The organism is Streptococcus sp. CL5.50, from assembly GCF_049738015.1.
GTDB classification, from domain to species: domain Bacteria; phylum Bacillota; class Bacilli; order Lactobacillales; family Streptococcaceae; genus Streptococcus; species Streptococcus mitis_CA.
The window spans coordinates 20880-45328 of the sequence record NZ_JBKOTR010000013.1 but is presented as its reverse complement, the minus strand read 5'-3'; the positions used below and the strand labels follow the sequence as shown (position 1 = coordinate 45328).

Annotated in this window: 26 protein-coding genes; 24 read left to right on the top strand and 2 right to left on the bottom strand. The window is 39.8% G+C overall.

Annotation, left to right across the window (positions count from 1 at the left end):
* The 24 genes from ACLNCV_RS08380 to ACLNCV_RS08265 form a co-directional block, all read left to right on the top strand.
* Positions 1-763: hypothetical protein (locus ACLNCV_RS08380; protein WP_424845083.1), on the top strand; the 763-nt coding region annotated here is incomplete at its 5' end.
* Positions 764-836: 73 nt separating this feature from the next.
* A complete protein-coding gene (truB, locus tag ACLNCV_RS08375; protein ID WP_045606735.1) occupies positions 837-1715 on the top strand; it encodes a tRNA pseudouridine(55) synthase TruB in 879 nt (292 codons plus the stop codon).
* 112 nt (positions 1716-1827) lie between these two features.
* Positions 1828-2466, top strand: a complete 639-nt coding sequence (gene udk, locus ACLNCV_RS08370; protein ID WP_001181377.1) for a uridine kinase — start codon at positions 1828-1830, stop codon at positions 2464-2466.
* Between the two features lie 126 nt (positions 2467-2592).
* Positions 2593-3933, top strand: coding sequence for an exodeoxyribonuclease VII large subunit (xseA, locus tag ACLNCV_RS08365; RefSeq protein WP_424845082.1), 1341 nt, complete (start codon positions 2593-2595; stop codon positions 3931-3933).
* Complete coding sequence (locus tag ACLNCV_RS08360; RefSeq protein ID WP_000043226.1) at positions 3911-4123, top strand: exodeoxyribonuclease VII small subunit; 213 nt, start codon at positions 3911-3913, stop codon at positions 4121-4123. Before xseA ends, ACLNCV_RS08360 begins: the two co-directional genes overlap by 23 nt.
* Complete coding sequence (locus ACLNCV_RS08355) at positions 4120-4995, top strand: polyprenyl synthetase family protein (protein WP_049516658.1); 876 nt, start codon at positions 4120-4122, stop codon at positions 4993-4995. The genes ACLNCV_RS08360 and ACLNCV_RS08355 overlap by 4 nt, the downstream gene beginning before the upstream one ends.
* Positions 4988-5803, top strand: a complete 816-nt coding sequence (locus ACLNCV_RS08350) for a TlyA family RNA methyltransferase (protein ID WP_261010884.1) — start codon at positions 4988-4990, stop codon at positions 5801-5803. Before ACLNCV_RS08355 ends, ACLNCV_RS08350 begins: the two co-directional genes overlap by 8 nt.
* Positions 5796-6227 carry an arginine repressor gene (locus ACLNCV_RS08345; protein WP_020900686.1) on the top strand — a complete coding sequence of 144 codons (432 nt, stop codon included), beginning with the start codon at positions 5796-5798 and terminating at the stop codon, positions 6225-6227. Before ACLNCV_RS08350 ends, ACLNCV_RS08345 begins: the two co-directional genes overlap by 8 nt.
* 6 nt (positions 6228-6233) lie before the next feature.
* Positions 6234-7901, top strand: a complete 1668-nt coding sequence (gene recN / locus ACLNCV_RS08340; protein ID WP_424845081.1) for a DNA repair protein RecN — start codon at positions 6234-6236, stop codon at positions 7899-7901.
* A 1-nt stretch (position 7902) separates the two neighbouring features.
* Positions 7903-8631, top strand: a complete 729-nt coding sequence (locus ACLNCV_RS08335) for a metallophosphoesterase family protein (RefSeq protein WP_024057651.1) — start codon at positions 7903-7905, stop codon at positions 8629-8631.
* A 78-nt stretch (positions 8632-8709) separates the two neighbouring features.
* The gene (lepA, locus tag ACLNCV_RS08330; protein WP_084926386.1) at positions 8710-10533 is read left to right on the top strand and encodes a translation elongation factor 4; all 1824 of its coding nucleotides are present in this window, start codon (positions 8710-8712) and stop codon (positions 10531-10533) included.
* 262 nt (positions 10534-10795) lie between these two features.
* Positions 10796-11272, top strand: a complete 477-nt coding sequence (locus ACLNCV_RS08325) for a PTS sugar transporter subunit IIA (protein WP_000521976.1) — start codon at positions 10796-10798, stop codon at positions 11270-11272.
* Positions 11273-11310: 38 nt separating this feature from the next.
* Positions 11311-11616, top strand: coding sequence for a PTS sugar transporter subunit IIB (locus ACLNCV_RS08320; RefSeq protein WP_000590547.1), 306 nt, complete (start codon positions 11311-11313; stop codon positions 11614-11616).
* A 47-nt stretch (positions 11617-11663) separates the two neighbouring features.
* The gene (locus tag ACLNCV_RS08315; protein WP_000382513.1) at positions 11664-13139 is read left to right on the top strand and encodes a PTS galactitol transporter subunit IIC; all 1476 of its coding nucleotides are present in this window, start codon (positions 11664-11666) and stop codon (positions 13137-13139) included.
* A 101-nt stretch (positions 13140-13240) separates the two neighbouring features.
* Positions 13241-14137, top strand: a complete 897-nt coding sequence (locus ACLNCV_RS08310; protein ID WP_084926385.1) for an aldose 1-epimerase family protein — start codon at positions 13241-13243, stop codon at positions 14135-14137.
* A 283-nt stretch (positions 14138-14420) separates the two neighbouring features.
* Complete coding sequence (gene lacA / locus ACLNCV_RS08305; protein WP_000029277.1) at positions 14421-14846, top strand: galactose-6-phosphate isomerase subunit LacA; 426 nt, start codon at positions 14421-14423, stop codon at positions 14844-14846.
* A gap of 30 nt (positions 14847-14876) precedes the next feature.
* Positions 14877-15392, top strand: a complete 516-nt coding sequence (gene lacB / locus ACLNCV_RS08300) for a galactose-6-phosphate isomerase subunit LacB (RefSeq protein ID WP_001216913.1) — start codon at positions 14877-14879, stop codon at positions 15390-15392.
* Positions 15393-15402: 10 nt separating this feature from the next.
* Positions 15403-16332: a tagatose-6-phosphate kinase gene (locus tag ACLNCV_RS08295; RefSeq protein ID WP_261126495.1), complete on the top strand. Its 930-nt coding sequence runs from the start codon at positions 15403-15405 to the stop codon at positions 16330-16332.
* A 1-nt stretch (position 16333) separates the two neighbouring features.
* The gene (lacD, locus tag ACLNCV_RS08290) at positions 16334-17314 is read left to right on the top strand and encodes a tagatose-bisphosphate aldolase (RefSeq protein WP_001229114.1); all 981 of its coding nucleotides are present in this window, start codon (positions 16334-16336) and stop codon (positions 17312-17314) included.
* A 233-nt stretch (positions 17315-17547) separates the two neighbouring features.
* Positions 17548-18384 (top strand): transcription antiterminator, encoded by an 837-nt coding sequence (locus ACLNCV_RS08285; protein WP_261029195.1) that lies wholly within the window; start codon positions 17548-17550, stop codon positions 18382-18384.
* A 34-nt stretch (positions 18385-18418) separates the two neighbouring features.
* The gene (locus ACLNCV_RS08280) at positions 18419-18736 is read left to right on the top strand and encodes a PTS lactose/cellobiose transporter subunit IIA (protein WP_001078331.1); all 318 of its coding nucleotides are present in this window, start codon (positions 18419-18421) and stop codon (positions 18734-18736) included.
* Positions 18736-20427, top strand: a complete 1692-nt coding sequence (locus ACLNCV_RS08275) for a lactose-specific PTS transporter subunit EIIC (RefSeq protein ID WP_261126497.1) — start codon at positions 18736-18738, stop codon at positions 20425-20427. The genes ACLNCV_RS08280 and ACLNCV_RS08275 overlap by 1 nt, the downstream gene beginning before the upstream one ends.
* 338 nt (positions 20428-20765) lie before the next feature.
* The gene (lacG, locus tag ACLNCV_RS08270) at positions 20766-22172 is read left to right on the top strand and encodes a 6-phospho-beta-galactosidase (RefSeq protein WP_261126501.1); all 1407 of its coding nucleotides are present in this window, start codon (positions 20766-20768) and stop codon (positions 22170-22172) included.
* Between the two features lie 41 nt (positions 22173-22213).
* Positions 22214-22471, top strand: coding sequence for a DUF3884 family protein (locus ACLNCV_RS08265; protein ID WP_424845080.1), 258 nt, complete (start codon positions 22214-22216; stop codon positions 22469-22471).
* 104 nt (positions 22472-22575) lie between these two features.
* Here ACLNCV_RS08265 and ACLNCV_RS08260 read toward each other — a convergent pair whose 3' ends face one another.
* The gene (locus ACLNCV_RS08260) at positions 22576-23343 is read right to left on the bottom strand and encodes a DeoR/GlpR family DNA-binding transcription regulator (RefSeq protein ID WP_261126503.1); all 768 of its coding nucleotides are present in this window, start codon (positions 23341-23343) and stop codon (positions 22576-22578) included.
* A gap of 143 nt (positions 23344-23486) precedes the next feature.
* Positions 23487-24449, bottom strand: coding sequence for a class 1b ribonucleoside-diphosphate reductase subunit beta (gene nrdF, locus ACLNCV_RS08255; protein ID WP_000451364.1), 963 nt, complete (start codon positions 24447-24449; stop codon positions 23487-23489).

The following is a 24449-nucleotide window of genomic DNA, read 5'->3' as shown; positions in this document are numbered from 1 at the left end:
AAACACTCTTTTACAACTTGATAGGGTTATTCTAATTTGCTTATTTTTAGTCTTGGTTATTTATGTGATGGCAGTATTTTTAATATTTCAAAGCAATTTGGAAATATTGGGACTCATATTATTAGTTATTGACTTTTTAGTTCTCGTCTTTGTATTTTATTTAAGATTTGTATCTAGAAAAGTTATTGTTCTAGTGTTACACGATTCTATTAATCTTAAGCTCTATGTAGACATGTTAAGAGTTCAATCAGAAAAATCTATTAAGCCCTTTAGGGCAACATATCGTGAGAATTACCAAATTATCCAAGGTCGAGTGGCTTATTTAAAAGGAGATTTTCAAGCTGCCAAGGAAAATATGTCCAAATATGATTTGAAAAAAATTTGGAAGAGATTCAGAACCCCAGCGTTTTTAATATCAAGCTTTGAACTATTAACAGTTTCCATTCATCTTCAAGATGCGCAAGGTATTGCTTTCTTTGAGGAACAATTGTCCAAGGCACCAGATTTTAAAGGAGGCAAAGCTACACTTGTTGCTCAAGCCCAAGCCATAAAAGATATTGTGTTCAATAAAGAAGTGAACGACTACTTCGACATTACTGAACCAGAAAGTAAGTTAGCTCGAATCATGTTTTCTTATTATGGCGCTCTCAATGCCCAATTAAAAGGAGATGAAGCTCGTGCCCGAAGTTTGTTTGAAAGTATCGCCCATGAAAATCCAGAGCTCTTTTATGTTCAGGAAGCTAGGAAGTATTTAGAAAAATAAGCTGATATAGTTTTAAAATCTGTCTAAGATAGAATATGTTGATGTAAAGTGAAAAGGGAATTAGAAAGCAAAAATGAACGGTATTATCAACTTAAAAAAAGAAGAGGGGATGACCTCGCATGATGCGGTTTTTAAACTGCGTAAGATTTTGGGGACCAAAAAGATTGGTCATGGTGGGACTCTGGATCCGGATGTGGTGGGTGTTTTGCCCATTGCGGTTGGCAAGGCAACACGCATGGTCGAGTTTATGCAGGATGAGGGAAAGGTCTATGAGGGGGAAATCACTCTGGGCTATTCCACGACGACAGAGGATGCTAGTGGGGAAGTGGTTGCTGAGACATCCGTTTTGTCGCCCTTGGATGAAAATCTTGTCGATGAAGCAATCGCTAGCTTGACTGGGCCTATTACCCAGATTCCGCCTATGTACTCTGCGGTTAAGGTTAATGGTCGCAAGCTCTATGAGTATGCGCGTGCTGGTCAGGAAGTGGAGCGTCCAGAACGTCAGGTGACCATTTATCAATTTGAGCGGACAAGTCCGATTTCTTATGAGGGGAATCTAGCACGTTTTACCTTTCGTGTGAAATGTAGTAAGGGGACTTACATCCGTACCTTGTCAGTTGATTTGGGAGAGAAGCTTGGCTATGCGGCCCATATGTCACATTTGACACGGACTAGTGCTGCCGGTCTACAGCTTGAAGATGCTCTTACATTGGAAGAAATTGCTGAAAAAGTAGAGGCTGGTCAACTGGACTTTCTCCATCCTCTAGAGATTGGGACAGGAGACCTCGTCAAAGTTTTACTAACTCCAGAAGAGGCTACAGAAGTACGCTTTGGTCGTTTTATAGAGCTCGAACAAACAGAACAAGAATTGGCTGCTTTTGAAGAAGATAAATTGTTAGCCATTCTAGAAAAACGGGACAATCTCTACAAGCCAAGGAAGGTTTTTCGTTAGTATAATTGAAGTGTAGAAATTGGAATTGTTTCCCCTAGATTATCCAAACCAGACTATAAATTTTGCAAAAAATGTGATAGAATAGACGACGGATAAAAAAACGGAGGATAGCATGCAAAATAGACCAATCATTATCGGAGTGACAGGTGGTTCTGGTGGTGGTAAGACCAGTGTTTCAAGAGCCATTTTATCGCATTTTCCTGATGAAAAGATTTCCATGATTGAGCATGATTCATACTACAAGGATCAGTCTCATTTGACCTTTGAAGAGCGTGTCAAAACCAACTACGACCATCCTTTTGCCTTTGATACAGACTTGATGATCGAGCAGATTAAGGAATTGTTGGCAGGGCGTCCGGTGGACATTCCGACTTACGACTATACAGAGCATACACGAAGTAGCAAGACCTATCGTCAAGAACCTCAAGATGTCTTTATCGTTGAGGGGATTTTGGTCTTGGAGGATAAGCGCCTGCGCGATTTGATGGATATTAAGATTTTTGTGGATACAGATGATGATGTGCGCATTATTCGTCGGATCAAGCGTGATATGGAAGAGCGTGGCCGTAGCCTTGATAGCGTCATTGACCAGTACTTAGGTGTGGTTAAACCTATGTATCATCAGTTTATCGAACCAACCAAGCGTTATGCTGATATCGTCATTCCTGAAGGGGTCAGCAATACCGTGGCTATTGACCTGTTGACAACCAAGATTGAAAAGATTTTGGAAGAAGCTCGAAACAGCAAATAATCAGATGTGGAGGCTTTGCCTCCTTTTTTATTTTTCCCTCATAATGGTACATAAATGGAGATTTTTAGGCATATTTTTGGTATAATAATACCCATGAAAGAGCAAGAAAATGAATAGTAGGTGGAGATGGAAAAGTATTTATCGGTAACAACTTTGACCAAGTATCTGAAAATGAAATTCGATAAAGACCCTTACTTGGAACGGGTCTATTTAACTGGTCAAGTTTCCAACTTTCGTAAACGACCTACTCACCAATATTTCTCCCTAAAAGATGACCACGCAGTTATTCAAGCGACCATCTGGTCTGGGGTTTATCAGAAATTAGGCTTCGACCTGGAAGAAGGGATGAAGATCAATGTGATTGGGCGTGTACAGGTCTACGAACCAAGTGGTAGCTACTCCATCATCATTGAAAAGGCTGAGCCCGATGGGGTTGGGGCGCTTGCGATTCAGTTTGAACAACTCAAGAAAAAATTGACAGAAGAAGGCCTGTTTCAAGAACGCTTTAAGCAACCTCTGCCCCAATTTTCTAAGAGAATTGGTGTAGTAACCAGTCGCAGTGGAGCCGTTATTCGAGATATCATCACGACCGTCAGCAGACGATTTCCAGGTGTCGATATTCTACTTTATCCAACTAAGGTTCAAGGAGATGGAGCAGCAGAGGAAATAGCTCGAAATATTGCGCGTGCTAATCAACGGGACGATTTGGATTTGCTGATTATTGGTCGTGGAGGAGGTTCCATTGAGGATCTCTGGGCATTTAACGAAGAAATTGTGGTACGAGCTATTTTTGAGTCTCGTTTGCCAGTTATCTCTAGTGTGGGGCATGAGACAGATGTGACCTTGGCAGATTTTGTGGCGGATCGTCGAGCTGCAACACCAACGGCAGCTGCTGAACTGGCAACCCCTGTGACCAAGTTGGATGTATTAGCTCATTTGCAAAATCAGGAAAAACGGATGGCAACAGCAGTCCGAAATGTCCTATCTAAGAAACAAGAAGCTTTGAAAAAATGCAGTCAGTCTGTTATCTTTAGACAGCCAGAGCGCTTGTATGATGGCTATTTGCAACGCTTGGATCAGCTGCAACTGCGCTTAAAACAAAGTTTGCGAACACGGATTTCTGATAACAAACAAGTCGTCCAAGCAAGGACGCATCGACTGGTACAATTATCACCTGTTACTAAAATACAACGTTATCAAGATCGTCTTGGTCAGTTGGACAAGCTCCTCCGTAGTCAAATGGCTTTGGTTTATGATGCCAAGGTTGCTGAGGTGAAACGACTTTCGGAAGCCTTGCTGATGTTGGATACCAGTCGAATCGTGGCGCGTGGTTATGCTATTGTCAAAAAAGAAGAGTCCGTTGTGGATTCGGTTGAGAATTTAAAGAGAACAGACCAAGTGACGCTTTTGATGCGAGATGGTCGAGTAGAATTAGAGGTTAAAGATGTCAAAACAAAAGAAATTTGAGGAAAATCTAGCAGAACTGGAGACCATTGTTCAAAGTTTGGAAAATGGTGAAATTGCTCTGGAAGATGCGATTGCTGCCTTTCAAAAGGGTATGGTCTTGTCAAAAGAACTCCAAGCGACGCTGGACAAGGCTGAAAAGACCTTAGTTAAGGTCATGCAAGAAGATGGAACAGAAAGTGATTTTGAATGAAAAAGCAAGAAAAATTAGCTCTTGTCGAGTCAGCCTTGGAAGATTTTTATGGAGACCAGCAGTTTGCCTCTAGTTTGCGAGAGTCTGTTCTTTATTCCATTCATGCTGGTGGCAAGCGTATTCGACCCTTTCTCTTGTTAGAAGTTCTGGAAGCCTTACAAGTTACCATCAAACCTGCTCATGCGCAGGTGGCTGCAGCATTAGAAATGATTCATACAGGTAGTTTGATTCACGATGATCTTCCAGCTATGGATGATGATGATTACCGTCGGGGACGCTTGACCAATCACAAGAAATTCGGTGAAGCTATGGCCATTTTGGCTGGAGATGCTTTATTCCTAGATCCTTATGCCTTGATAGCGCAGGCAGATTTGCCAAGTCAGATCAAGGTGGACTTGATTGCTAACTTATCCCTAGCTTCAGGAAGTCTGGGCATGGTGGCAGGGCAGGTTTTGGACATGGAGGGTGAACACCAGCATTTGTCTTTGGAAGAACTCCAGACTATTCATGCTAATAAGACTGGAAAATTACTAGCTTATCCCTTCCAAGCAGCTGCTATTATAGCCGAATTGGCACCTGAAATACAGGTGAAGCTGAAAACTGTTGGGGAATTAATCGGACTTGCTTTTCAAGTTCGAGACGATGTACTGGATGTGACCGCTAGTTTTGAGGAAATCGGCAAGACTCCTCAAAAGGACCTAAAGGCTGAAAAATCAACCTATCCTGCTTTGTTGGGCTTGGAAGAGGCTATTGCCTTTTGTAACCAAACTCTGGATCAAGCTAATGCAAAATTAGAAGAAATTGCCCAGCAGGTTCCCTTTGAAACAGAATCGATTGTAAAAGTAGTAGAAAGTTTGAGAATCAATGGCTAAGGAAAGAGTGGATGTACTAGCTTATAAACAGGGCTTGTTTGAGACAAGAGAACAAGCCAAGCGAGGTGTTATGGCTGGGCTTGTTGTGGCTGTTCTTAATGGAGAACGCTTTGACAAGCCAGGAGAGAAAATCCCAGATGATACTGAGTTAAAACTCAAGGGTGAGAAACTCAAGTATGTCAGCCGCGGCGGTTTAAAACTGGAAAAGGCCTTGCAGGTCTTTGATTTGTCAGTGGATGGGGCGACCACGATTGATATTGGGGCTTCTACTGGTGGCTTTACCGATGTCATGTTGCAGAATGGTGCTGAGCTTGTCTACGCGGTGGATGTTGGTACCAATCAGTTAGCCTGGAAACTGCGCCAAGATTCTCGGGTTGTTAGCATGGAGCAGTTTAATTTCCGCTATGCTGAAAGGACTGACTTTGAGCAGGAACCAAGTTTTGCCAGTATTGATGTAAGTTTCATTTCCCTTAGTCTGATCTTACCAGCCTTGCATCGTGTGTTGGCTGATCAAGGTCAGGTTGTGGCTTTGGTTAAGCCCCAGTTTGAGGCAGGTCGTGAGCAGATTGGGAAAAATGGAATCATTCGCGATGCCAAGGTCCATCAGAATGTTCTTGAATCTGTCACAACCATGGCAGTAGAGGAAGGCTTTTCAGTCCTTGGTTTGGACTTTTCTCCCATCCAAGGTGGGCATGGAAATATTGAGTTTTTAGTGTATTTGAAAAAAGAAGAGTCAGCAAGCAATCAGGTTCTTGCTGAAATTGAAGAAGTAGTAGAGAGGGCGCATAGTCAATTTAAAAATGAATAAAAAAGAGAGACTTGAAAAAATTAGACGATTTGTGACAGATTATCAAATCGGTACACAAGAAGAAATTGTAGAACATTTGAAAGAGGCAGGGATCACTGCCACTCAGGCAACAGTATCACGGGATATCAAAGAGCTAGGCATTGTCAAAATTCCTTTGAGAGACAACACCTATGTCTACGAATTGCCAAAATCAATCGTAAAAAGTTTGCAACTGGCTGAAGACAATATTGAGTCAGCTGAATTGATGGACAAGATGATTAATCTCCAAGTTATCCCAGGAAATACAGCTTTTGTAAAAGCTCAGTTAATTGAGACTTTTGCTGACAAGATTTTTAGCTGTTTAGCTGATGATAGCTCGATTTTAGTCATTGCCAGAAGTGAAAGTCTAGCTGAGGAAATCTTTGAACAAGTAAAAAATTGGTAGGTCTATATGTTACTTGAAATTTCGATAAAAAACTTTGCCATTATTGAGGCTATTTCCCTCAATTTTGAAAAGGGGATGACTGTCTTGACTGGTGAAACGGGTGCAGGGAAGTCGATTATCATTGATGCCATGAATATGATGTTGGGGGCTCGTGCGACGACAGATGTTATTCGTCATGGTGCGCCAAAGACAGAGATTGAGGGGCTTTTCTCAGTTGAGAATAGTCGCCTTTTACAGGAAATTTTTGATGAGCAAGGTTTGGAAATGGGTGATGAAATTATCATCCGTCGAGAAATCTTGCAAAATGGTCGTAGTATTAGTCGTGTGAATGGCCAGATGGTTAATCTGTCTGTTTTGCGTGCTATTGGGCAACATCTGGTAGATATTCATGGTCAGCATGACCAAGAGGAGTTAATGCGTCCTCAACTTCATATTCAAATGTTGGATGAATTCGGTGATGTAGCTTTTTGGGACCTAAAAGAAACCTATCAGACGAGTTTTGATGCCTACCGTAAAATGCGTAAGCAGGTTTTGGAAGTCAAGAAAAACCAACAAGAACATAAGACACGTATCGAAATGTTGGAATTTCAAATGGCAGAGATTGAGGCAGCAAACTTGCAAGCTGGAGAAGATCTGGTTCTCAATCAAGAGAGAGAGAAACTGCTCAATCATAAAAATATTGCGGATACGCTGACCAATGCGTACAGTATGTTGGACAATGAAGACTTTTCAAGTCTGGCCAATGTTCGTTCAGCCATGAATGACATGGAAAGTGTTGAAGAGTACGACCCTGAATACCGTGAAATTTCAAGCTCTTTGTCTGAGACATACTATGTCTTAGAAGACATTAGCAAACGTTTGGAAGCAATCATTGAGGACCTTGATTTTGATGGTAATCGTCTCATGCAGATCGAGAATCGTTTGGATCTCCTTCATACTATTACCCGTAAGTACGGTGGGACTGTTGATGATGTCTTGCTTTATTTTGCCAAGATTACGGAAGAATACAATCTCTTGACAGGAAATAACCTTTCGTCTGAGGACATGGAAGCAGAGCTCAAGAAATTAGAAGTCAATCTTATTGATTTGGCAGGTCAGCTTGCCTCTGCTCGTCATGACTTGGCTCAGCAGCTAGAAGCAGAGATTAAACAAGAACTGCAAGACCTCTATATGGAAAAAGCTCAGTTTCAGGTTCGTTTTAGCAAGGGCAAATTCAGTCGTGAGGGAAATGAAATGGTTGAGTTTTATATTTCAACCAACCCTGGCGAAGATTTTAAACCCTTGGTTAAGGTTGCATCTGGTGGGGAATTATCTCGTCTCATGCTAGCCATTAAGTCTGCCTTTTCACGTAAAGAAGGCAAGACCAGCATTGTCTTTGATGAGGTGGATACGGGAGTTTCAGGTCGTGTAGCTCAGGCTATTGCACAGAAAATTCATAAAATTGGTCAGCATGGTCAGGTTCTGGCTATTTCCCATTTGCCACAAGTGATTGCGATTGCGGATTATCAATTCTTTATTGAGAAGATTAGCAATGAGCATTCAACGGTTTCGACTGTTCGTCTCTTGACGGTTGAAGAGCGAGTGGAAGAAGTTGCTAAGATGTTGGCAGGTGATGATGTGACGGAAGCAGCCCTGACGCAAGCCAGAGAATTGTTGAGAAACAGGGAGAAATAAGATGACAGACTATTATGTAATTGGAGATGTTCACGGAAAAGCTGGGATGCTGGAAGACCTTCTCAAAACATGGGATGGTCAGACCCAGTTACTCTTTCTAGGGGATTTGATTGACCGTGGTGAAGATAGTCGCCGTGTTCTAGAGATGGTTAAGGACTTAGTGGATAATCAAGGGGCTATCTGTTTGTCAGGAAATCATGAGTATATGTTTTTGACATGGCTAGATGATCCAGAAGAAAGCTATGATCACTATCGTCGCAATGGTGGAGATACAACCATTAACTCTATCCTAGGTCGTCCTTTGGATGCACCGGTTGATGGAGTTGAGGATGCCAAGCGTGTTGCTACTGAAGCAGCAGACTTGGTCGAATTTATTCGTCAAATGCCATTTGTGGTAGAGACAGACAAGTATATCTTTGTGCACGCAGGTATTGATTTGACCTTAGACGACTGGCATGAAACCACAGATTACAAGAAAGTATGGCTTAGAAAACCATTCCACGAAGCAGAAAATCATACTGGAAAAATCATTGTCTTTGGCCATACACCGGTCTATGGTTTGTTAAAGCAAGAGCGTGGTACTGCTGAGCTTTGGACTACAGAAGATGGCAAGATTGGAATGGATGGAGGAGCTGTTTATGGTGGTGTCCTTCATGGGATTGTCTTTACTGACCAAGGAATGACAGAACACCACTTTATTGAGAATGACGGCTTTGTTGCTGAAGATTAGTACTCCTAGCAGGGTATGGTCTTGTCAAAATGTCAAAAACAATTTATAATAAATAGATACCCTGAAAGGAAGAGAATCATGAACTTGGAAGAATTGAAAAAACGACAGGAGAAGATCCGTAACTTTTCTATTATCGCTCATATTGACCATGGGAAGTCGACTCTAGCAGACCGCATTTTGGAAAAGACAGAGACGGTTTCAAGCCGTGAAATGCAAGCCCAGCTTTTGGATAGCATGGATTTAGAACGAGAACGTGGGATTACTATTAAGTTGAATGCCATTGAGCTGAATTATACCGCAAAAGATGGGGAAACTTATATTTTTCACTTGATTGACACGCCGGGGCACGTTGACTTTACCTATGAAGTTTCACGTTCGCTCGCTGCCTGTGAGGGAGCGATTTTGGTGGTCGATGCTGCCCAAGGGATTGAGGCTCAAACCCTTGCCAATGTATATCTGGCCTTGGACAATGATTTGGAAATCATGCCTGTCATTAACAAAATTGACCTGCCTGCTGCAGATCCAGAGCGCGTGCGTACAGAGATTGAAGATGTGATTGGTTTGGATGCCAGTGAAGCAGTTTTGGCTTCTGCCAAGGCTGGAATCGGTATTGAAGAAATCCTCGAGCAAATTGTAGAAAAAGTACCAGCACCAACGGGTGATGTGACGTCGCCTCTTAAGGCTTTGATTTTCGACTCTGTTTACGATGCATACCGTGGGGTTATTCTCCAAGTGCGTGTCATGGATGGAGTTGTTAAACCTGGTGATAAGATTCAGCTCATGAGCAATGGCAAGACCTTTGATGTTACGGAAGTTGGTATTTTTACTCCGAAAGCAGTTGGTCGTGATTTCCTTGCGACTGGGGACGTTGGTTATATTGCAGCTTCTATCAAGACGGTTCAGGACACTCGTGTGGGTGATACCGTTACCTTGGCAACCAATCCTGCAGCAGAGCCATTACATGGTTACAAACAGATGAATCCTATGGTTTTTGCGGGTCTCTATCCAATCGAATCAAACAAGTACAATGACCTACGTGAAGCGCTTGAAAAATTGCAGCTGAATGATGCTAGTCTCCAATTTGAACCAGAAACATCTCAGGCACTTGGATTTGGTTTCCGTTGTGGTTTCCTTGGACTTCTTCATATGGATGTTATCCAGGAACGTTTAGAGCGTGAGTTCAATATTGACCTCATCATGACAGCTCCGTCTGTTATTTACAAAGTTAATTTGACCGACGGTGAGTCTATGGATGTGTCTAACCCATCTGAGTTTCCAGACCCAACTAAGATTGCGACCATTGAAGAGCCTTATGTTAAGGCGCAGATCATGGTACCACAGGAGTTCGTCGGAGCAGTGATGGAGCTAGCTCAGCGCAAGCGTGGGGACTTTGTGACTATGGATTATATCGATGATAACCGTGTCAATGTTATCTATCAAATTCCACTGGCTGAAATCGTCTTTGACTTCTTTGATAAGCTTAAGTCTTCAACTCGCGGTTATGCAAGCTTTGACTATGAATTGTCAGAGTACCGCCCATCTAAGCTAGTGAAAATGGATATCCTTCTCAACGGAGACAAGGTGGATGCCCTCAGCTTTATCGTTCACAAGGACTTTGCCTACGAACGTGGGAAACTCATCGTTGATAAACTTAAGAAAATTATTCCTCGTCAACAATTTGAGGTTCCAATCCAAGCAGCAATTGGACACAAGATTGTCGCTCGTACTGATATCAAGGCCCTTCGTAAGAACGTACTTGCTAAATGTTATGGTGGTGACGTTTCTCGTAAACGCAAACTCCTTGAAAAACAAAAAGCTGGTAAAAAACGTATGAAAGCCATCGGATCAGTAGAAGTTCCACAAGAAGCTTTCCTCAGCGTTTTGAGCATGGATGAAGAATAAGTTATCATAATTGTTTTTCTTGTTCACAGGAAATTTACATAAGAATCTATCGTAAAGCAGGCTTAAATAGGCCTGTTTTTTTGGATTTAGAATAGGATTAAATCGTTTAAAATGTTTGTTTCGAATGTTTGTTTTGATTGTAAAGATAAAAAATAAACAAAATAATCAAAAAAAGGACAAAAAACAACAAAAAATTATTGACAACGATTTCATATAGTGTTATACTTATAGCATAAAGTTAATGGAAAGAAGGGAAAACCTTATGGGATTAGATCATTTCTTTGACAAAAACCTTGTGTTTTGCTTAGAAGCGGATAATCAAGAACATCTCTTTGATCAGGTAGCAACTTTATTGGAAGAACGAGAAATCGTAACTCCAACTTATCGTGAAGCCTTGATCACGCGTGAAAAGTCATTTCCAACTGGCCTAGATATGGAATTTTTGGGTAAGGATTTGCCGAATGTGGCTATTCCTCACACAGATATTGTTCATAATCTAGCCGAAAAAGTTGTGGTCGTTCGATTAGAAAAACCAGTGACTTTCCACAATATGATTGCGCCAGATAAGGAAGTAGAAGTATCCTTGCTCTTCTTTATCATTAATAACTCAAGTTCAAGTCAAACGAACATTCTTGCTCAGTTGATGGACTTCTTTACTGGAAATAGTCATCTTGAAGACCTATCAAAAATTTCTGAACCAGAAGCCCTCTATGCTTATATTGCTGAAGCAATTGCTTAATTTTGTCTATTAAAAATATTAAATCGGAGGAAATCCATATGATTAAAATTCTTGCTGCCTGCGGTGCAGGTGTTAACTCAAGCCACCAAATTAAAAGTGCTCTTGAAGAAGAACTTTCAAACCGCGGTTTTGATGTTCACTGTGATGCAGTTATGGTAAAAGACGTTAATGAAGACCTTATCAAAGGTTATGACATTTTTACACCAATTGCTGCAACAGATCTTGGTTTTGACCCAGGTATTCCAGTTATCGAAGCTGGACCAATCTTATTCCGTATCCCAGCAATGAGTGCTCCAGTATTTGATAATATTGAAGCAGCTATCAAAGAACACGGGTTAAGCTAATTTTAATTTGTTAACATTCATATAACTATAAAAAGGGAGGAACTATTATGGATGTCATTATCGAACTAGCCAATAAGCTGTTCAAACCTATCTTGGATATGGGTGGGCCAATCATCATGCTGATCATTTTGACAGTATTGGCTCTACTTTTTGGAGTGAAATTCTCCAAAGCACTTGAAGGTGGTATCAAACTTGCCATCGCTCTTACTGGTATCGGTGCTATCATCGGTATGCTGAATGGTGCTTTCTCAGCATCACTTGCAAAATTCGTTGAAAATACTGGTATTCAATTGAACATCACTGACGTTGGTTGGGCACCACTTGCTACAATCACTTGGGGATCTGCTTGGACACTTTACTTCTTGCTCATCATGTTGATTGTCAACGTAGTGATGCTTGCTATGAAGAAAACTGATACACTTGACGTTGATATCTTCGATATCTGGCACTTGTCTATCACAGGTCTTTTGATTAAATGGTATGCAGACAACAACGGTGTAAGCCAAGGGGTTTCACTCTTCATCGCCACTGCAGCAGTTGTCCTTGTAGGTGTTCTTAAAATCATCAACTCTGATTTGATGAAACCTACATTTGATGACCTTCTTAACGCACCAAGTTCATCACCAATGACTTCAACTCACATGAACTACATGATGAACCCAGTTATCATGGTTTTGGATAAGATTTTTGAAAAATTCTTCCCAGGTCTTGATAAATATGACTTTGATGCTGCTAAATTGAACAAGAAAATCGGTTTCTGGGGATCTAAATTCTTCATCGGTTTCATCCTTGGTATCGTTATCGGTTTGATGGGTACTCCACATCCAGTTGCTGGCGTAGAAGATGCAGCAAACTGGCAATTAGTTATTAAAGGTTGGTTGTCTCTTGGTTTGACAGCCGGTGTATCTTTGGAACTCTTCTCACTCATCGGTTCATGGTTCATCGCTGCCGTAGAACCACTTTCACAAGGTATTACAAACGTTGCTACTAAACGTCTTCAAGGACGTAAATTTAATATCGGTCTTGACTGGCCATTCATCGCTGGTCGTGCTGAAATCTGGGCTTGTGCCAACGTACTTGCACCAATCATGTTGATCGAAGCTGTGCTTCTTTCAAAAGTCGGAAATGGTATCTTGCCACTTGCAGGTATCATCGCTATGGGTGTTACTCCAGCTCTCTTGGTTGTAACACGTGGTAAATTGCTCCGTATGATTATCTTCGGAACACTCTTGTTGCCACTCTTCCTTCTTTCAGGTACACTTATCGCACCATTTGCAACAGAACTTGCTAAAGGTGTAGGTGCCTTCCCAGCAGGTGTGAGCGAAACTCAATTGATCACTCACTCAACTCTTGAAGGACCAATCGAAAAACTTCTTGGTTGGACAATTGGTAACACTACAACAGGTGATATCAAAGCAATCCTTGGTGCTGTAGTCTTCCTTGTATTCTATATCGGTATCTTTGCATGGTACAGAAAACAAATGATCAAACGTAACGAAGAGTACGCAGCAAAAGCAAAATAATGCGCTCCTATAAAATGTAAATTGTTAAAGCTAGGTTGTCATTTTCCTGATAGGAGTGACAGCCTAGTTTTTTATAAACTATCAAGAAATCGGAGAAAATAATGGTAATTGAATTAAAATCAGAACAATTAAGAGTTGAATTTAACAGTTTTGGTGGGGCTCTTTCTTCTATAAAAGATACTGAGGGACTGGAGTATTTGTGGCAAGGGGATGCCACTTATTGGAGTGGACAAGCTCCTGTTCTCTTCCCCATTTGTGGTTCTTTGAGAGAGGATACAGCCCTCTATATAGATGAGAAGGGGCAAGAAAGCAAAGGAAAGATTCCTCGTCATGGTTTGGTTCGTAAGAAAGAATTTGAATTAGTTGAACAGACAGATAATAGTGTAACTTTTGCAATTGAAGACGATGAGAATAGCTATCAGAACTACCCTTATTATTTCCGCCTAGAAATCACTTATAGCCTTACTGGCAAGACAGTACGAACTCAATACAAGATTTTCAATAAAGAAACTAGCAAGGTCATGCCTTACTTTATTGGTGGCCATCCAGGATTTAATTGTCCTCTACTTGATGATGAAGTCTATGAAGATTACTATTTAGAGTTTGAGAAAGAAGAGACTTGCTCTGTTCCACACCCTTTCCCAGAAACAGGTATGTTGGATTTCCAAGATAGAAGTCCATGGCTAGAAGGTCAAAAAGAAGTAGATCTCAGCTATGATTTGTTTAGTACAGATGCAGTTACCTTAGATGAATTGCAATCTAGAACAATTGCGCTTCGTTCTCGTAAACATGATAAAGGGTTGAAAGTACACTTTGCAGAGTTTCCAAACCTTATTATCTGGTCAACTTTGAATAAGGGCCCTTTAATTGCTTTTGAACCATGGTCAGGCTTGTCAACATCTCTTGAAGAAGGAGATCATCTAGAAGATAAGAAGAATGTTCGCCTCTTAGAGCCAGGACAAGTGGATCAAATTGGTTTTGATATCGAAATATTTTAGATAAAAAAACACAAAAACAAACATTAACTGTTGACTTTTTCGACAAATAGGAGTATATTATGTTTGTAAGCAACAAATGATGTTTGTAACAAACAAATAATCAATTGTTATATTCTCTTTGAAAGAGAGATTATTCTAGGAAATTGATTTCCTAAACTTGAATAAGGTGTCATTCATCTCATTCAATCCAATTTGTCAATAAACTGCTAGAAAGCTTTTTGTAGGTAAACTGCTAACTATAAAAGTCTTTACTAGCCTAGAAAAATAAAAAGGAGTATACAATATGTCTATTGTTATCGGTGCAGATGCTGCAGGTTTGAGATTGAAAGAAGTTGTGAAAGACTTCTTGGAAAAAGAAAACTTCCACGTTGTGGATGTTACAGCTGAAGGTCAAGACTTTGTTGATGTGACTCTTGCTGTTGCTGCAGAAGTAAACAAAGAAGAACAAAACCTTGGTATCGTGATTGATGCTTATGGAGCTGGTCCATTTATGGTCGCAACTAAGATCAAAGGAATGGTTGCTGCAGAAGTATCTGACGAACGTTCAGCTTATATGACTCGTGGTCACAACAACTCACGTATGATCACTATGGGTGCACAACTTGTTGGTGATGAATTGGCTAAAAACATTGCTAAAGGATTTGTTAACGGAAAATACGATGGTGGACGTCACCAAATTCGTGTCGACATGTTGAACAAAATGTGCTAATTAGATTACAGTAAGAAAGGTAAGTTAAAAATGAGAATTGCAATTGGATGTGACCACATCGTAACAGATGAAAAAATGGCGGTTTCAGAATTTTTGAAATCAAAAGGATATGAAGTCATTGACTTTGGTACATATGACCATACACGTACTCACTACCCAATCTTTGGTAAAAAAGTAGGGGAAGCTGTAACTAGCGGTCAAGCTGATCTTGGGGTATGTATCTGTGGTACTGGTGTTGGTATCAACAACGCTGTAAATAAAGTTCCAGGTGTTCGTTCTGCCTTGGTTCGTGATATGACAACAGCCCTTTATGCTAAAGAACAATTGAATGCCAACGTTATCGGATTTGGTGGTAAGATTACTGGTGAATTGCTCATGTGTGATATCATCGAAGCTTTCATCCATGCTGAATACAAACCATCTGAAGAAAACAAAAAATTGATTGCGAAAATTGAACACGTTGAAAGTCACAATGCTCAACAAACAGACGCAAACTTCTTCACTGAATTCCTTGAAAAATGGGATCGCGGAGAATACCACGACTAAGAGGTGACCTATGATTTTAACAGTCACAATGAACCCATCCATTGATATTTCCTATCCCTTGGATGAGTTAAAGATTGATACTGTCAATCGTGTGGTGGATGTAACCAAAACGGCTGGTGGTAAGGGGCTCAATGTTACCCGAGTACTTTCAGAATTTGGGGATTCTGTTCTTGCTACCGGTTTAGTGGGTGGCAAACTTGGTGAGTTTTTGGTTGAAAATATTGATGATAATGTTAAGAAAGATTTCTTCTCAATTCAGGGAGAAACTCGTAACTGTATCGCTATTCTTCACGGAGATAACCAAACAGAAGTTCTTGAAAAAGGTCCTGAAGTATTGGAACAGGAAGGTCAAGACTTTTTGGAACATTTCAAAAAACTCTTGGAGTCAGTTGAAGTAGTAGCTATCTCAGGTAGTCTGCCAGCTGGACTTCCAGTTGATTACTATGCGAGCTTGGTAGAACTTGCTAACCAAGCTGGCAAGCCTGTTGTTTTGGACTGCTCTGGTACAGCACTTCAGGCGGTTCTTGAATCACCACATAAACCAACAGTCATCAAACCAAATAATGAGGAATTGTCCCAGCTTCTAGGAAGAGAAGTTTCTGAGGATTTGGATGAATTAAAAGAAGTCCTTCAAGAACCTTTGTTTGCAGGTATTGAATGGATTATCGTTTCACTTGGTGCTAACGGTGCTTTTGCCAAACATGGTAACACTTTCTACAAGGTAGATATTCCTAGAATTCAGGTGGTCAACCCTGTCGGATCTGGAGACTCTACTGTGGCAGGGATTTCTTCAGGACTTCTTCATAAAGAATCGGATGCAGAATTACTCATCAAGGCAAATGTTCTTGGTATGCTCAATGCTCAAGAAAAAATGACTGGTCATGTCAACATGTCCAACTATCAAGCTCTATATGAACAATTAATAGTAAAAGAGGTATAAAATGGCTTTAACAGAACAAAAACGTGCACGCTTAGAAAAACTTTCTGATGAAAATGGAATCATCTCAGCTCTTGCATTTGACCAACGTGGTGCTTTGAAACGCCTCATGGCTCAACACCAAACAGAAGAACCAACAGTGGCTCAAATGGAAGAACTTAAAGTCTTGGTAGCAGATGAATTGACTAAATACGCTTCATCTATGCTTCTTGACCCTGAATATGGACTTCCAGCAACTAAAGCTCTTGATGAAAAAGCTGGTCTTCTCCTTGCTTATGAAAAAACAGGTTATGACACAACAAGTACAAAACGTTTGCCAGACTGCTTGGATGTTTGGTCTGCAAAACGTATTAAAGAAGAAGGTGCAGATGCAGTTAAATTCTTGCTTTACTATGATGTAGATAGCTCAGACGAACTTAACCAAGAAAAACAAGCTTACATCGAACGTATCGGTTCTGAGTGTGTGGCTGAAGATATCCCATTCTTCCTTGAAATTCTTGCTTACGATGAAAAAATTGCTGACGCAGGTTCTGTAGAATACGCGAAAGTAAAACCACACAAAGTTATCGGTGCTATGAAAGTCTTTTCAGACCCACGCTTTAACATTGATGTCTTGAAAGTAGAAGTTCCTGTTAACATTAAATATGTTGAAGGCTTCGCTGAAGGTGAAGTGGTTTATACACGTGAAGAAGCAGCAGCCTTCTTCAAAGCTCAAGATGAAGCAACTAACTTGCCTTACATCTACTTGAGTGCTGGTGTATCAGCTAAACTTTTCCAAGATACTCTTGTATTTGCTCATGAATCAGGTGCAAACTTTAACGGAGTTCTTTGTGGCCGTGCTACATGGGCTGGATCAGTTGAAGCATACATCAAAGATGGTGAAGCAGCAGCTCGCGAATGGCTTCGCACAACTGGTTTTGAAAACATTGATGAGCTCAATAAAGTTCTTCAAACAACAGCGACTTCATGGAAAGAACGCGTGTAAGCAAGTCCTCCTAGGTTAGGAACATGAATCTAAAAAAATTTTAAAAAAGTTTTATGTAAAGGTTTACAAAATAACTTACTTGTGCTATACTTAAATCACAAGTTAATACAAGGTGAGTGTTACTAAGTAATATTAGGCATGATCACAGGTGAATTAGAAATCGGCTGATTTTCTAGTTCATTTGTGGTCATTTTTTGTACTCATATACCTTTAAGATATAAAAGGAGGTTGACATGTATCGAATTCTAAATCCAATGAATCACAATGTCTCGCTTGTCAGAAATGATAAAGGAGAAGAAGTGATTGTGATTGGTAAGGGGATTACATTTGGAAAGAAGAAAGGGGATTTGATTGCTGAACATCAGGTTGAGAAAATCTTTCGGATGAAGACCGAAGAGTCCAGGGAAAACTTTATGGCTCTCCTCAAAGATGTTCCGCTTGATTTTATCACAGTGACTTATGAAATCATTGATAAGCTATCAAAGAAATATCATTATCCGATTCAAGAGTATCTCTACGTAACCTTGACAGATCATATTTACTGTTCCTACCAAGCTCTAGCACAAGGAAGGTACAAGGATAGTAATCTGCCAGATATTTCCACTAAGTATCCTGTCGCTTTTCAAATCGCAAATGAAGCATTTGAAATTTACCGTCAGAAGTTAGCGTATCATTTTCCTGAGGACGAAATTATTCGGATTGCTTATCATTTCATCAATGCTGAGGGTGAGAATGAAGTCCAAGTAGTTGAGTCGATTGATAAGAGGAAAGAAATTCTCAGGAATGTTGAAGAAGTGCTAAAGGACTATGCAATTCAACGAACCAAAGAGAATAATCATTTCTATGATCGCTTTATGATTCATTTGAATTATTTCCTGGATTATTTAGACCGCTCTAGAGATGATAACCAATCGCTTCTGGATATGGAAGACCATATCAAACAATCCTATCCCAGAGCGTTTGAGATTGGTTCTAAGATCTATGATGTGATTACGCAACATACGGGTCTTGATTTGTATAAGAGTGAACGAGTTTATCTAGTTCTACATATCCAACGTTTATTGTCATAAAATTTATTTAAAATTATATAAGGAGAATTCTATCATGAATAGAGAAGAAGTAACATTGTTAGGTTTTGAAATCGTAGCTTATGCCGGCGATGCTCGTTCAAAACTATTGGAAGCCTTGAAAGCTGCTGAAGCTGGTGATTTTGAAAAAGCGGACGCTCTGGTAGAGGAAGCTGGTAGCTGTATTGCAGAGGCTCACCACGCGCAAACAAGTCTATTGACTAAGGAAGCTTCTGGTGAGGACTTAGCGTATAGTGTGACCATGATGCACGGTCAAGATCACTTGATGACAACTATTTTGTTAAAAGATTTGATGCACCATTTAATTGAACTGTACAAGAGAGGAGTTAAATAATGAATAAATTAATTGCATTTATTGAGAAAGGAAAACCTTTCTTTGAGAAATTATCTCGTAATATCTATCTTCGTGCTATTCGTGATGGTTTCATTGCAGGTATGCCTGTTATTCTCTTCTCAAGTATCTTTATCTTGATTGCTTTTGTACCAAACTCATGGGGCTTTAAATGGTCTGATGAAGTTGTATCCTTTCTGATGAAACCTTATAGCTATTCTATGGGTATTCTGGCTCTCTTGGTAGCTGGTACAACAGCTAAGTCATTGACCGACTCAGTAAACCGTAGCATGGAGAAAACCAATCAAATCAACTATATGTCAACATTGTTGGCAGCAATTGTTGGTTTGTTGATGTTGGCAGCTGATCCTATCGAAAATGGTCTAGCTACTGGATTCTTGGGGACAAAAGGTTTGCTTTCAGCCTTCCTTGCTGCCTTTGTTACTGTAGCCATCTATAAGGTTTGTGTTAAGAACAACGTCACTATTCGTATGCCTGACGAAGTTCCGCCAAATATCTCACAAGTCTTTAAAGATGTGATTCCATTCACTCTATCTGTTGTTTCTCTTTATGCTCTTGACTTATTAGCACGTCATTTTGTTGGTGCAAGTGTGGCAGAATCAATCGGTAAATTCTTTGCACCATTATTCTCTGCTGCTGATGGTTATCTAGGTATCACCATTATCTTTGGTGCCTTTGCCTTCTTCTGGTTTGTTGGTATCCATGGTCCATCTATCGTTGAGCCTGCTATCGCAGCTATTACATATGCAAATGCCGAAGTAAACTTGAACCTTCTCCAACAAGGTATGCACGCTGACAAGATTCTTACTTCTGGTACACAAATGTTTATCGTTACCATGGGTGGTACTGGTGCGACACTGGTTGTTCCATTCATGTTCATGTGGTTAACAAAATCAAAACGTAACCGTGCAATCGGTCGTGCTTCAGTAGTTCCAACATTCTTTGGTGTAAATGAACCAATCTTGTTTGGTGCACCACTTGTATTGAACCCAATCTTCTTCATTCCATTTATATTTGCTCCAATCGCAAACGTTTGGATCTTCAAATTCTTTATTGAAACACTTGGAATGAACTCATTTACTGCTAATCTACCATGGACAACCCCAGCTCCACTAGGTCTAGTTCTTGGTACGAACTTCCAAGTTCTATCATTCATTCTTGCTGCTCTTCTAATCGTGGTTGACGTAGTCATTTACTACCCATTCCTTAAAGTATATGATGAACAAATTCTTGAAGAAGAGCGTTCAGGTAAATCTAATGATGAATTGAAAGATAAAGTTGCTGCAAACTTCAACACTGCAAAAGCGGATGCTATTCTTGAAAAAGCGGGTGTAGAAGCAGGTCAGAATACAATTACAAAAGAAACAAATGTCTTGGTTCTTTGTGCCGGTGGAGGAACAAGTGGACTTCTTGCAAATGCTTTGAATAAGGCAGCAGCAGAGTACAATGTTCCTGTGAAAGCAGCAGCAGGTGGTTATGGTGCTCACCGTGAAATGTTACCAGAGTTTGATTTGGTTATCCTAGCCCCTCAAGTTGCTTCAAACTTTGAAGACATGAAAGCAGAAACAGATAAACTCGATATTAAACTTGCGAAAACAGAGGGAGCTCAATACATCAAATTAACTCGTGATGGAAAAGGTGCTCTTGCATTTGTACAAGCTCAATTCGATTAACGATAGGGACTGTGAAACAGTCTCCTATAGTTACGGAAATCGCTATGGCGAATTTCCTAATCGCCTTGTTAATTCGTTGGTAAAAAGATATCGTTTTTACCTCCTCATGTCACAATTCGATTAATAATAGGGACTCTGAAATAGTCTCCTATCGTTACGGAAATCGCTATGGCGAATTTCCTAATCGCCTTATTAATTCGTCGGTAAAAAGATATCGTTTTTACCTCCTCATGTCACAATTTGGTGACTCGGTACAAGAAGTGAGATGGAGAAGGATGGCTCACTGACTCCTCTCCTCTCACTTTTACTTTATTTAAATCAAGAAATAGGTGAAAAAAATGACAAAAACATTACCAAAAGACTTTATTTTTGGTGGCGCAACAGCTGCCTATCAAGCAGAAGGTGCTACACATACTGATGGTAAAGGACCAGTAGCGTGGGATAAATATCTTGAAGATAACTACTGGTACACTGCAGAACCAGCCAGTGATTTTTACAATCGATACCCAGTTGACCTCAAGTTGGCAGAAGAGTATGGTGTCAATGGTATTCGAATTTCCATTGCTTGGTCACGTATTTTCCCAACAGGCTACGGTCAAGTAAATCAAAAGGGTGTTGAGTATTATCATAATCTATTTGCAGAGTGTCACAAACGTCACGTTGAGCCCTTTGTAACTCTTCATCACTTTGACACACCAGAAGTTCTCCACTCAAATGGAGATTTCTTAAACCGTGAAAATATTGAACACTTTGTAGACTACGCGGCTTTCTGTTTTGAAGAATTTCCAGAAGTAAACTATTGGACAACCTTTAATGAAATTGGGCCAATTGGTGATGGTCAATACTTGGTTGGTAAATTCCCTCCAGGTATTCAGTACGATCTTGCCAAAGTCTTCCAATCGCACCACAATATGATGGTGTCTCATGCACGTGCGGTAAAATTGTACAAAGAGAAAGGCTATAAAGGTGAAATTGGGGTTGTTCATGCTCTGCCAACCAAGTATCCTTTAGATCCTAAAAATCCAGCAGATGTTCGTGCAGCAGAGTTGGAAGATATTATTCACAATAAATTTATCTTGGATGCAACTTATCTAGGTCGTTATTCAGCTGAAACGATCGAAGGTGTCAACCATATCTTATCAGTCAATGGTGGTAGCTTAGATCTTCGTGAAGAAGATTTCACAGCATTAGAAGCTGCAAAAGACTTGAATGACTTCCTTGGAATCAATTACTATATGAGTGACTGGATGGAAGCATTTGATGGAGAAACTGAAATTATCCATAATGGTAAGGGTGAGAAAGGAAGCTCTAAATACCAAATCAAAGGTGTTGGTCGTCGTGTAGCTCCTGACTATGTACCACGTACGGATTGGGATTGGATTATCTACCCTCAAGGTTTGTATGACCAAATCATGCGTGTGAAGAAAGATTATTCTAACTACAAGAAGATTTACATCACTGAAAATGGACTTGGTTATAAAGATGAGTTCGTCGATAATACTGTTTACGATGATGGCCGTATTGATTATGTCAAACAACACTTAGAGGTCTTATCTGATGCGATTGCTGATGGTGCAAACGTCAAAGGATACTTCATCTGGTCATTGATGGACGTCTTCTCATGGTCAAACGGTTATGAAAAACGTTACGGTCTCTTCTATGTAGATTTTGAAACTCAAGAACGTTATCCTAAGAAATCAGCTCACTGGTACAAGAAAGTTGCAGAAAGTCAGATTATAGACTAGTAGAATTAGTAATTAGATATAGAATTCTAGTGAGGTAAAAGATGTTCAAAGATTTTATCCAATCTATTTATGAAAAAGTTTATATTATCAATTTTGATAAATGTTCTCAAATACCTTGTTTGACTAATGAGGAGCTGAAAAAACTTGGGAAATGGTATGTCTGTACCGGTAAAGAATGGATTTGCCATTCAGACTATGAGCTAGAAGAATTTAAAAATATCTTTTTAAATTGTATCAGTCCTGAAGAATGGGATAATATCTCCTTTGATTCAGATTTTATGCCGTTTCAACAATCATAAAGAATCTAGGAAACTCTTTGTAAAAATCTTCATCAAAAAATGCGTCATATCAAGAAAATAAGAATCTTGATATGACGCATTTTATATTTTATCAATCCTCAGTTTTATGGTTTAGAAAGAATAATTTTTGTTTGTTTTGAAAGTTGTTCAAACGTTTCTTTGCTCAGTTTAGAATCTGAAACGATGGTATCAATATCAGAGATATTGTAGAAGGTATAGAAATCAAATTTATTGAACTTACTATGGTCAGCTAGTAAGTATTTTTTATTGGAATTATTGAGGGCGATGCGTTGAGATTCACCTTCCTCTTCACTAAAGGTTGCAATCGAATTGTCCTTAATACCATTACAGCTAACGAAGGCTTTAGAAAATTGGAGATTGGCTAGATTTTGCAAGGTTAGCGTTCCAACAAAGGCTCCAGTGATAGAGCGATAATTTCCACCAATTAAAATCAAATCTGTTAGTTTTCGTTCGTTTAGGATGAGAAAGACTGGTAAACTGTTTGTTACAACACGAATATTATCGATTGGGAGTTCACGGGCAAAAGATTCCAAGGTTGTACCTGGTCCAATAAAAATGGTTTCTCCTTCATCAATTAAATGGCCTGCAAAACGGCTGATTTCTTGTTTTTCTGCAATCTGTAAGCTTTGTTTTTCAATATTGGAACGTTCATTATTTAAAATGGAACCTGTGCGAATTTTTTCAGCTCCACCGTGCACCCGAACAAGTAAATCCTTGTCTGCTAACTCTTGCAAGTAGCGTCTAGCAGTCATATCTGATACATCCAAGCGACTCATGATTTCTTTTACAGTAATAGTTCCCTTTGTATTTACCGTTTCTAGAATATTATCTAGTTTTTCCTGCTTTAACATCGTTATCACCTCTATTTCTATTACTATTTTATCATAAAGTATTCAATCAATCAATTTAAAAAACAAAAGAAAACAAAAAACAAAAATATCATGGTTGTTTTAAACAAACCATGATGTTTTTATCACTTATAAAATAGATGACCTTAGTCCAAACCGTAGTTGTAGTCATCGTCTTGCATGGCTTCAACTTCGCCAAGAAGGTAACCATTTCCGACTTGAGAGAAGAAGTCGTGGTTAGATGTTCCTGTTGAAATACCGTTCATAACGATTGGGTTGACATCATCAGCTGAATCTGGGAAGAGTGGATCTTGTCCCAGGTTCATGAGAGCCTTGTTAGCATTGTAGCGAAGGAAGGTCTTGACTTCTTCCGTCCAGCCAACACCGTCATAGAGGCTTTCTGTGTAGCCTTCTTCATTTTCATAAAGAGTGTAGAGCAGGTCGTACATCCATTCTTTGAGTTTTTCTTGCTCTTCTTCAGGTAATTCATTGAAACCAAGTTGGAATTTGTAACCAATGTAAGTTCCGTGAACAGACTCATCACGAATAATTAATTTGATGATTTCCGCAACGTTGGCTAGCTTGTTGTTACCGAGATAGTAGAGGGGAGTGAAGAAACCAGAGTAGAAGAGGAAAGTTTCAAGGAAGACGCTGGCAACTTTCTTTTCAAGTGGGCTACCGTTTAGGTAGATTTCGTTGACAATCTCAGCCTTCTTTTGTAGGTAAGGATTGGTATTGGTCCATTCGAAAATTTCTTCAATCTCAGCCTTTGTATTCAAGGTTGAAAAGATTGATGAGTAAGATTTTGCGTGGACAGATTCCATAAATTGGATGTTATTGAAAACAGCTTCCTCATGTGGTGTACGGATGTCTGCGCGAAGGGCTTGAACCCCTGTTTCAGATTGCATAGTGTCGAGAAGGGTTAAACCACCAAAGACTTTTCCAACTAAGTCTTTTTCCTTGTTTGATAGTTTTCTCCAGTCGTCTAGGTCATTTGACAAGGGAATACGTGTATCAAGCCAGAATTGCTCCGTCAGTTTTTCCCAAGTTGATTTGTCGATGACATCTTCGATGGCATTCCAGTTAATGGCTTTGTAGTAAGTTTCCAT

Coding starts and splice junctions, on each gene's coding strand:
- ACLNCV_RS08285 (WP_261029195.1), top strand. CDS start 17,548: ATGTATCGAATTCTAAATCCAATGAATCACAATGTCTCGCTTGTCAGA.
- lepA (WP_084926386.1), top strand. CDS start 8,710: ATGAACTTGGAAGAATTGAAAAAACGACAGGAGAAGATCCGTAACTTT.
- ACLNCV_RS08275 (WP_261126497.1), top strand. CDS start 18,736: ATGAATAAATTAATTGCATTTATTGAGAAAGGAAAACCTTTCTTTGAG.
- ACLNCV_RS08315 (WP_000382513.1), top strand. CDS start 11,664: ATGGATGTCATTATCGAACTAGCCAATAAGCTGTTCAAACCTATCTTG.
- ACLNCV_RS08345 (WP_020900686.1), top strand. CDS start 5,796: ATGAATAAAAAAGAGAGACTTGAAAAAATTAGACGATTTGTGACAGAT.
- ACLNCV_RS08335 (WP_024057651.1), top strand. CDS start 7,903: ATGACAGACTATTATGTAATTGGAGATGTTCACGGAAAAGCTGGGATG.
- ACLNCV_RS08360 (WP_000043226.1), top strand. CDS start 3,911: ATGTCAAAACAAAAGAAATTTGAGGAAAATCTAGCAGAACTGGAGACC.
- ACLNCV_RS08350 (WP_261010884.1), top strand. CDS start 4,988: ATGGCTAAGGAAAGAGTGGATGTACTAGCTTATAAACAGGGCTTGTTT.
- ACLNCV_RS08295 (WP_261126495.1), top strand. CDS start 15,403: ATGATTTTAACAGTCACAATGAACCCATCCATTGATATTTCCTATCCC.
- lacA (WP_000029277.1), top strand. CDS start 14,421: ATGTCTATTGTTATCGGTGCAGATGCTGCAGGTTTGAGATTGAAAGAA.
- xseA (WP_424845082.1), top strand. CDS start 2,593: ATGGAAAAGTATTTATCGGTAACAACTTTGACCAAGTATCTGAAAATG.
- nrdF (WP_000451364.1), bottom strand. CDS start 24,449: ATGGAAACTTACTACAAAGCCATTAACTGGAATGCCATCGAAGATGTC.
- ACLNCV_RS08310 (WP_084926385.1), top strand. CDS start 13,241: ATGGTAATTGAATTAAAATCAGAACAATTAAGAGTTGAATTTAACAGT.
- ACLNCV_RS08265 (WP_424845080.1), top strand. CDS start 22,214: ATGTTCAAAGATTTTATCCAATCTATTTATGAAAAAGTTTATATTATC.
- recN (WP_424845081.1), top strand. CDS start 6,234: ATGTTACTTGAAATTTCGATAAAAAACTTTGCCATTATTGAGGCTATT.
- udk (WP_001181377.1), top strand. CDS start 1,828: ATGCAAAATAGACCAATCATTATCGGAGTGACAGGTGGTTCTGGTGGT.
- ACLNCV_RS08320 (WP_000590547.1), top strand. CDS start 11,311: ATGATTAAAATTCTTGCTGCCTGCGGTGCAGGTGTTAACTCAAGCCAC.
- lacB (WP_001216913.1), top strand. CDS start 14,877: ATGAGAATTGCAATTGGATGTGACCACATCGTAACAGATGAAAAAATG.
- ACLNCV_RS08280 (WP_001078331.1), top strand. CDS start 18,419: ATGAATAGAGAAGAAGTAACATTGTTAGGTTTTGAAATCGTAGCTTAT.
- ACLNCV_RS08325 (WP_000521976.1), top strand. CDS start 10,796: ATGGGATTAGATCATTTCTTTGACAAAAACCTTGTGTTTTGCTTAGAA.
- ACLNCV_RS08260 (WP_261126503.1), bottom strand. CDS start 23,343: ATGTTAAAGCAGGAAAAACTAGATAATATTCTAGAAACGGTAAATACA.
- lacD (WP_001229114.1), top strand. CDS start 16,334: ATGGCTTTAACAGAACAAAAACGTGCACGCTTAGAAAAACTTTCTGAT.
- lacG (WP_261126501.1), top strand. CDS start 20,766: ATGACAAAAACATTACCAAAAGACTTTATTTTTGGTGGCGCAACAGCT.
- truB (WP_045606735.1), top strand. CDS start 837: ATGAACGGTATTATCAACTTAAAAAAAGAAGAGGGGATGACCTCGCAT.
- ACLNCV_RS08355 (WP_049516658.1), top strand. CDS start 4,120: ATGAAAAAGCAAGAAAAATTAGCTCTTGTCGAGTCAGCCTTGGAAGAT.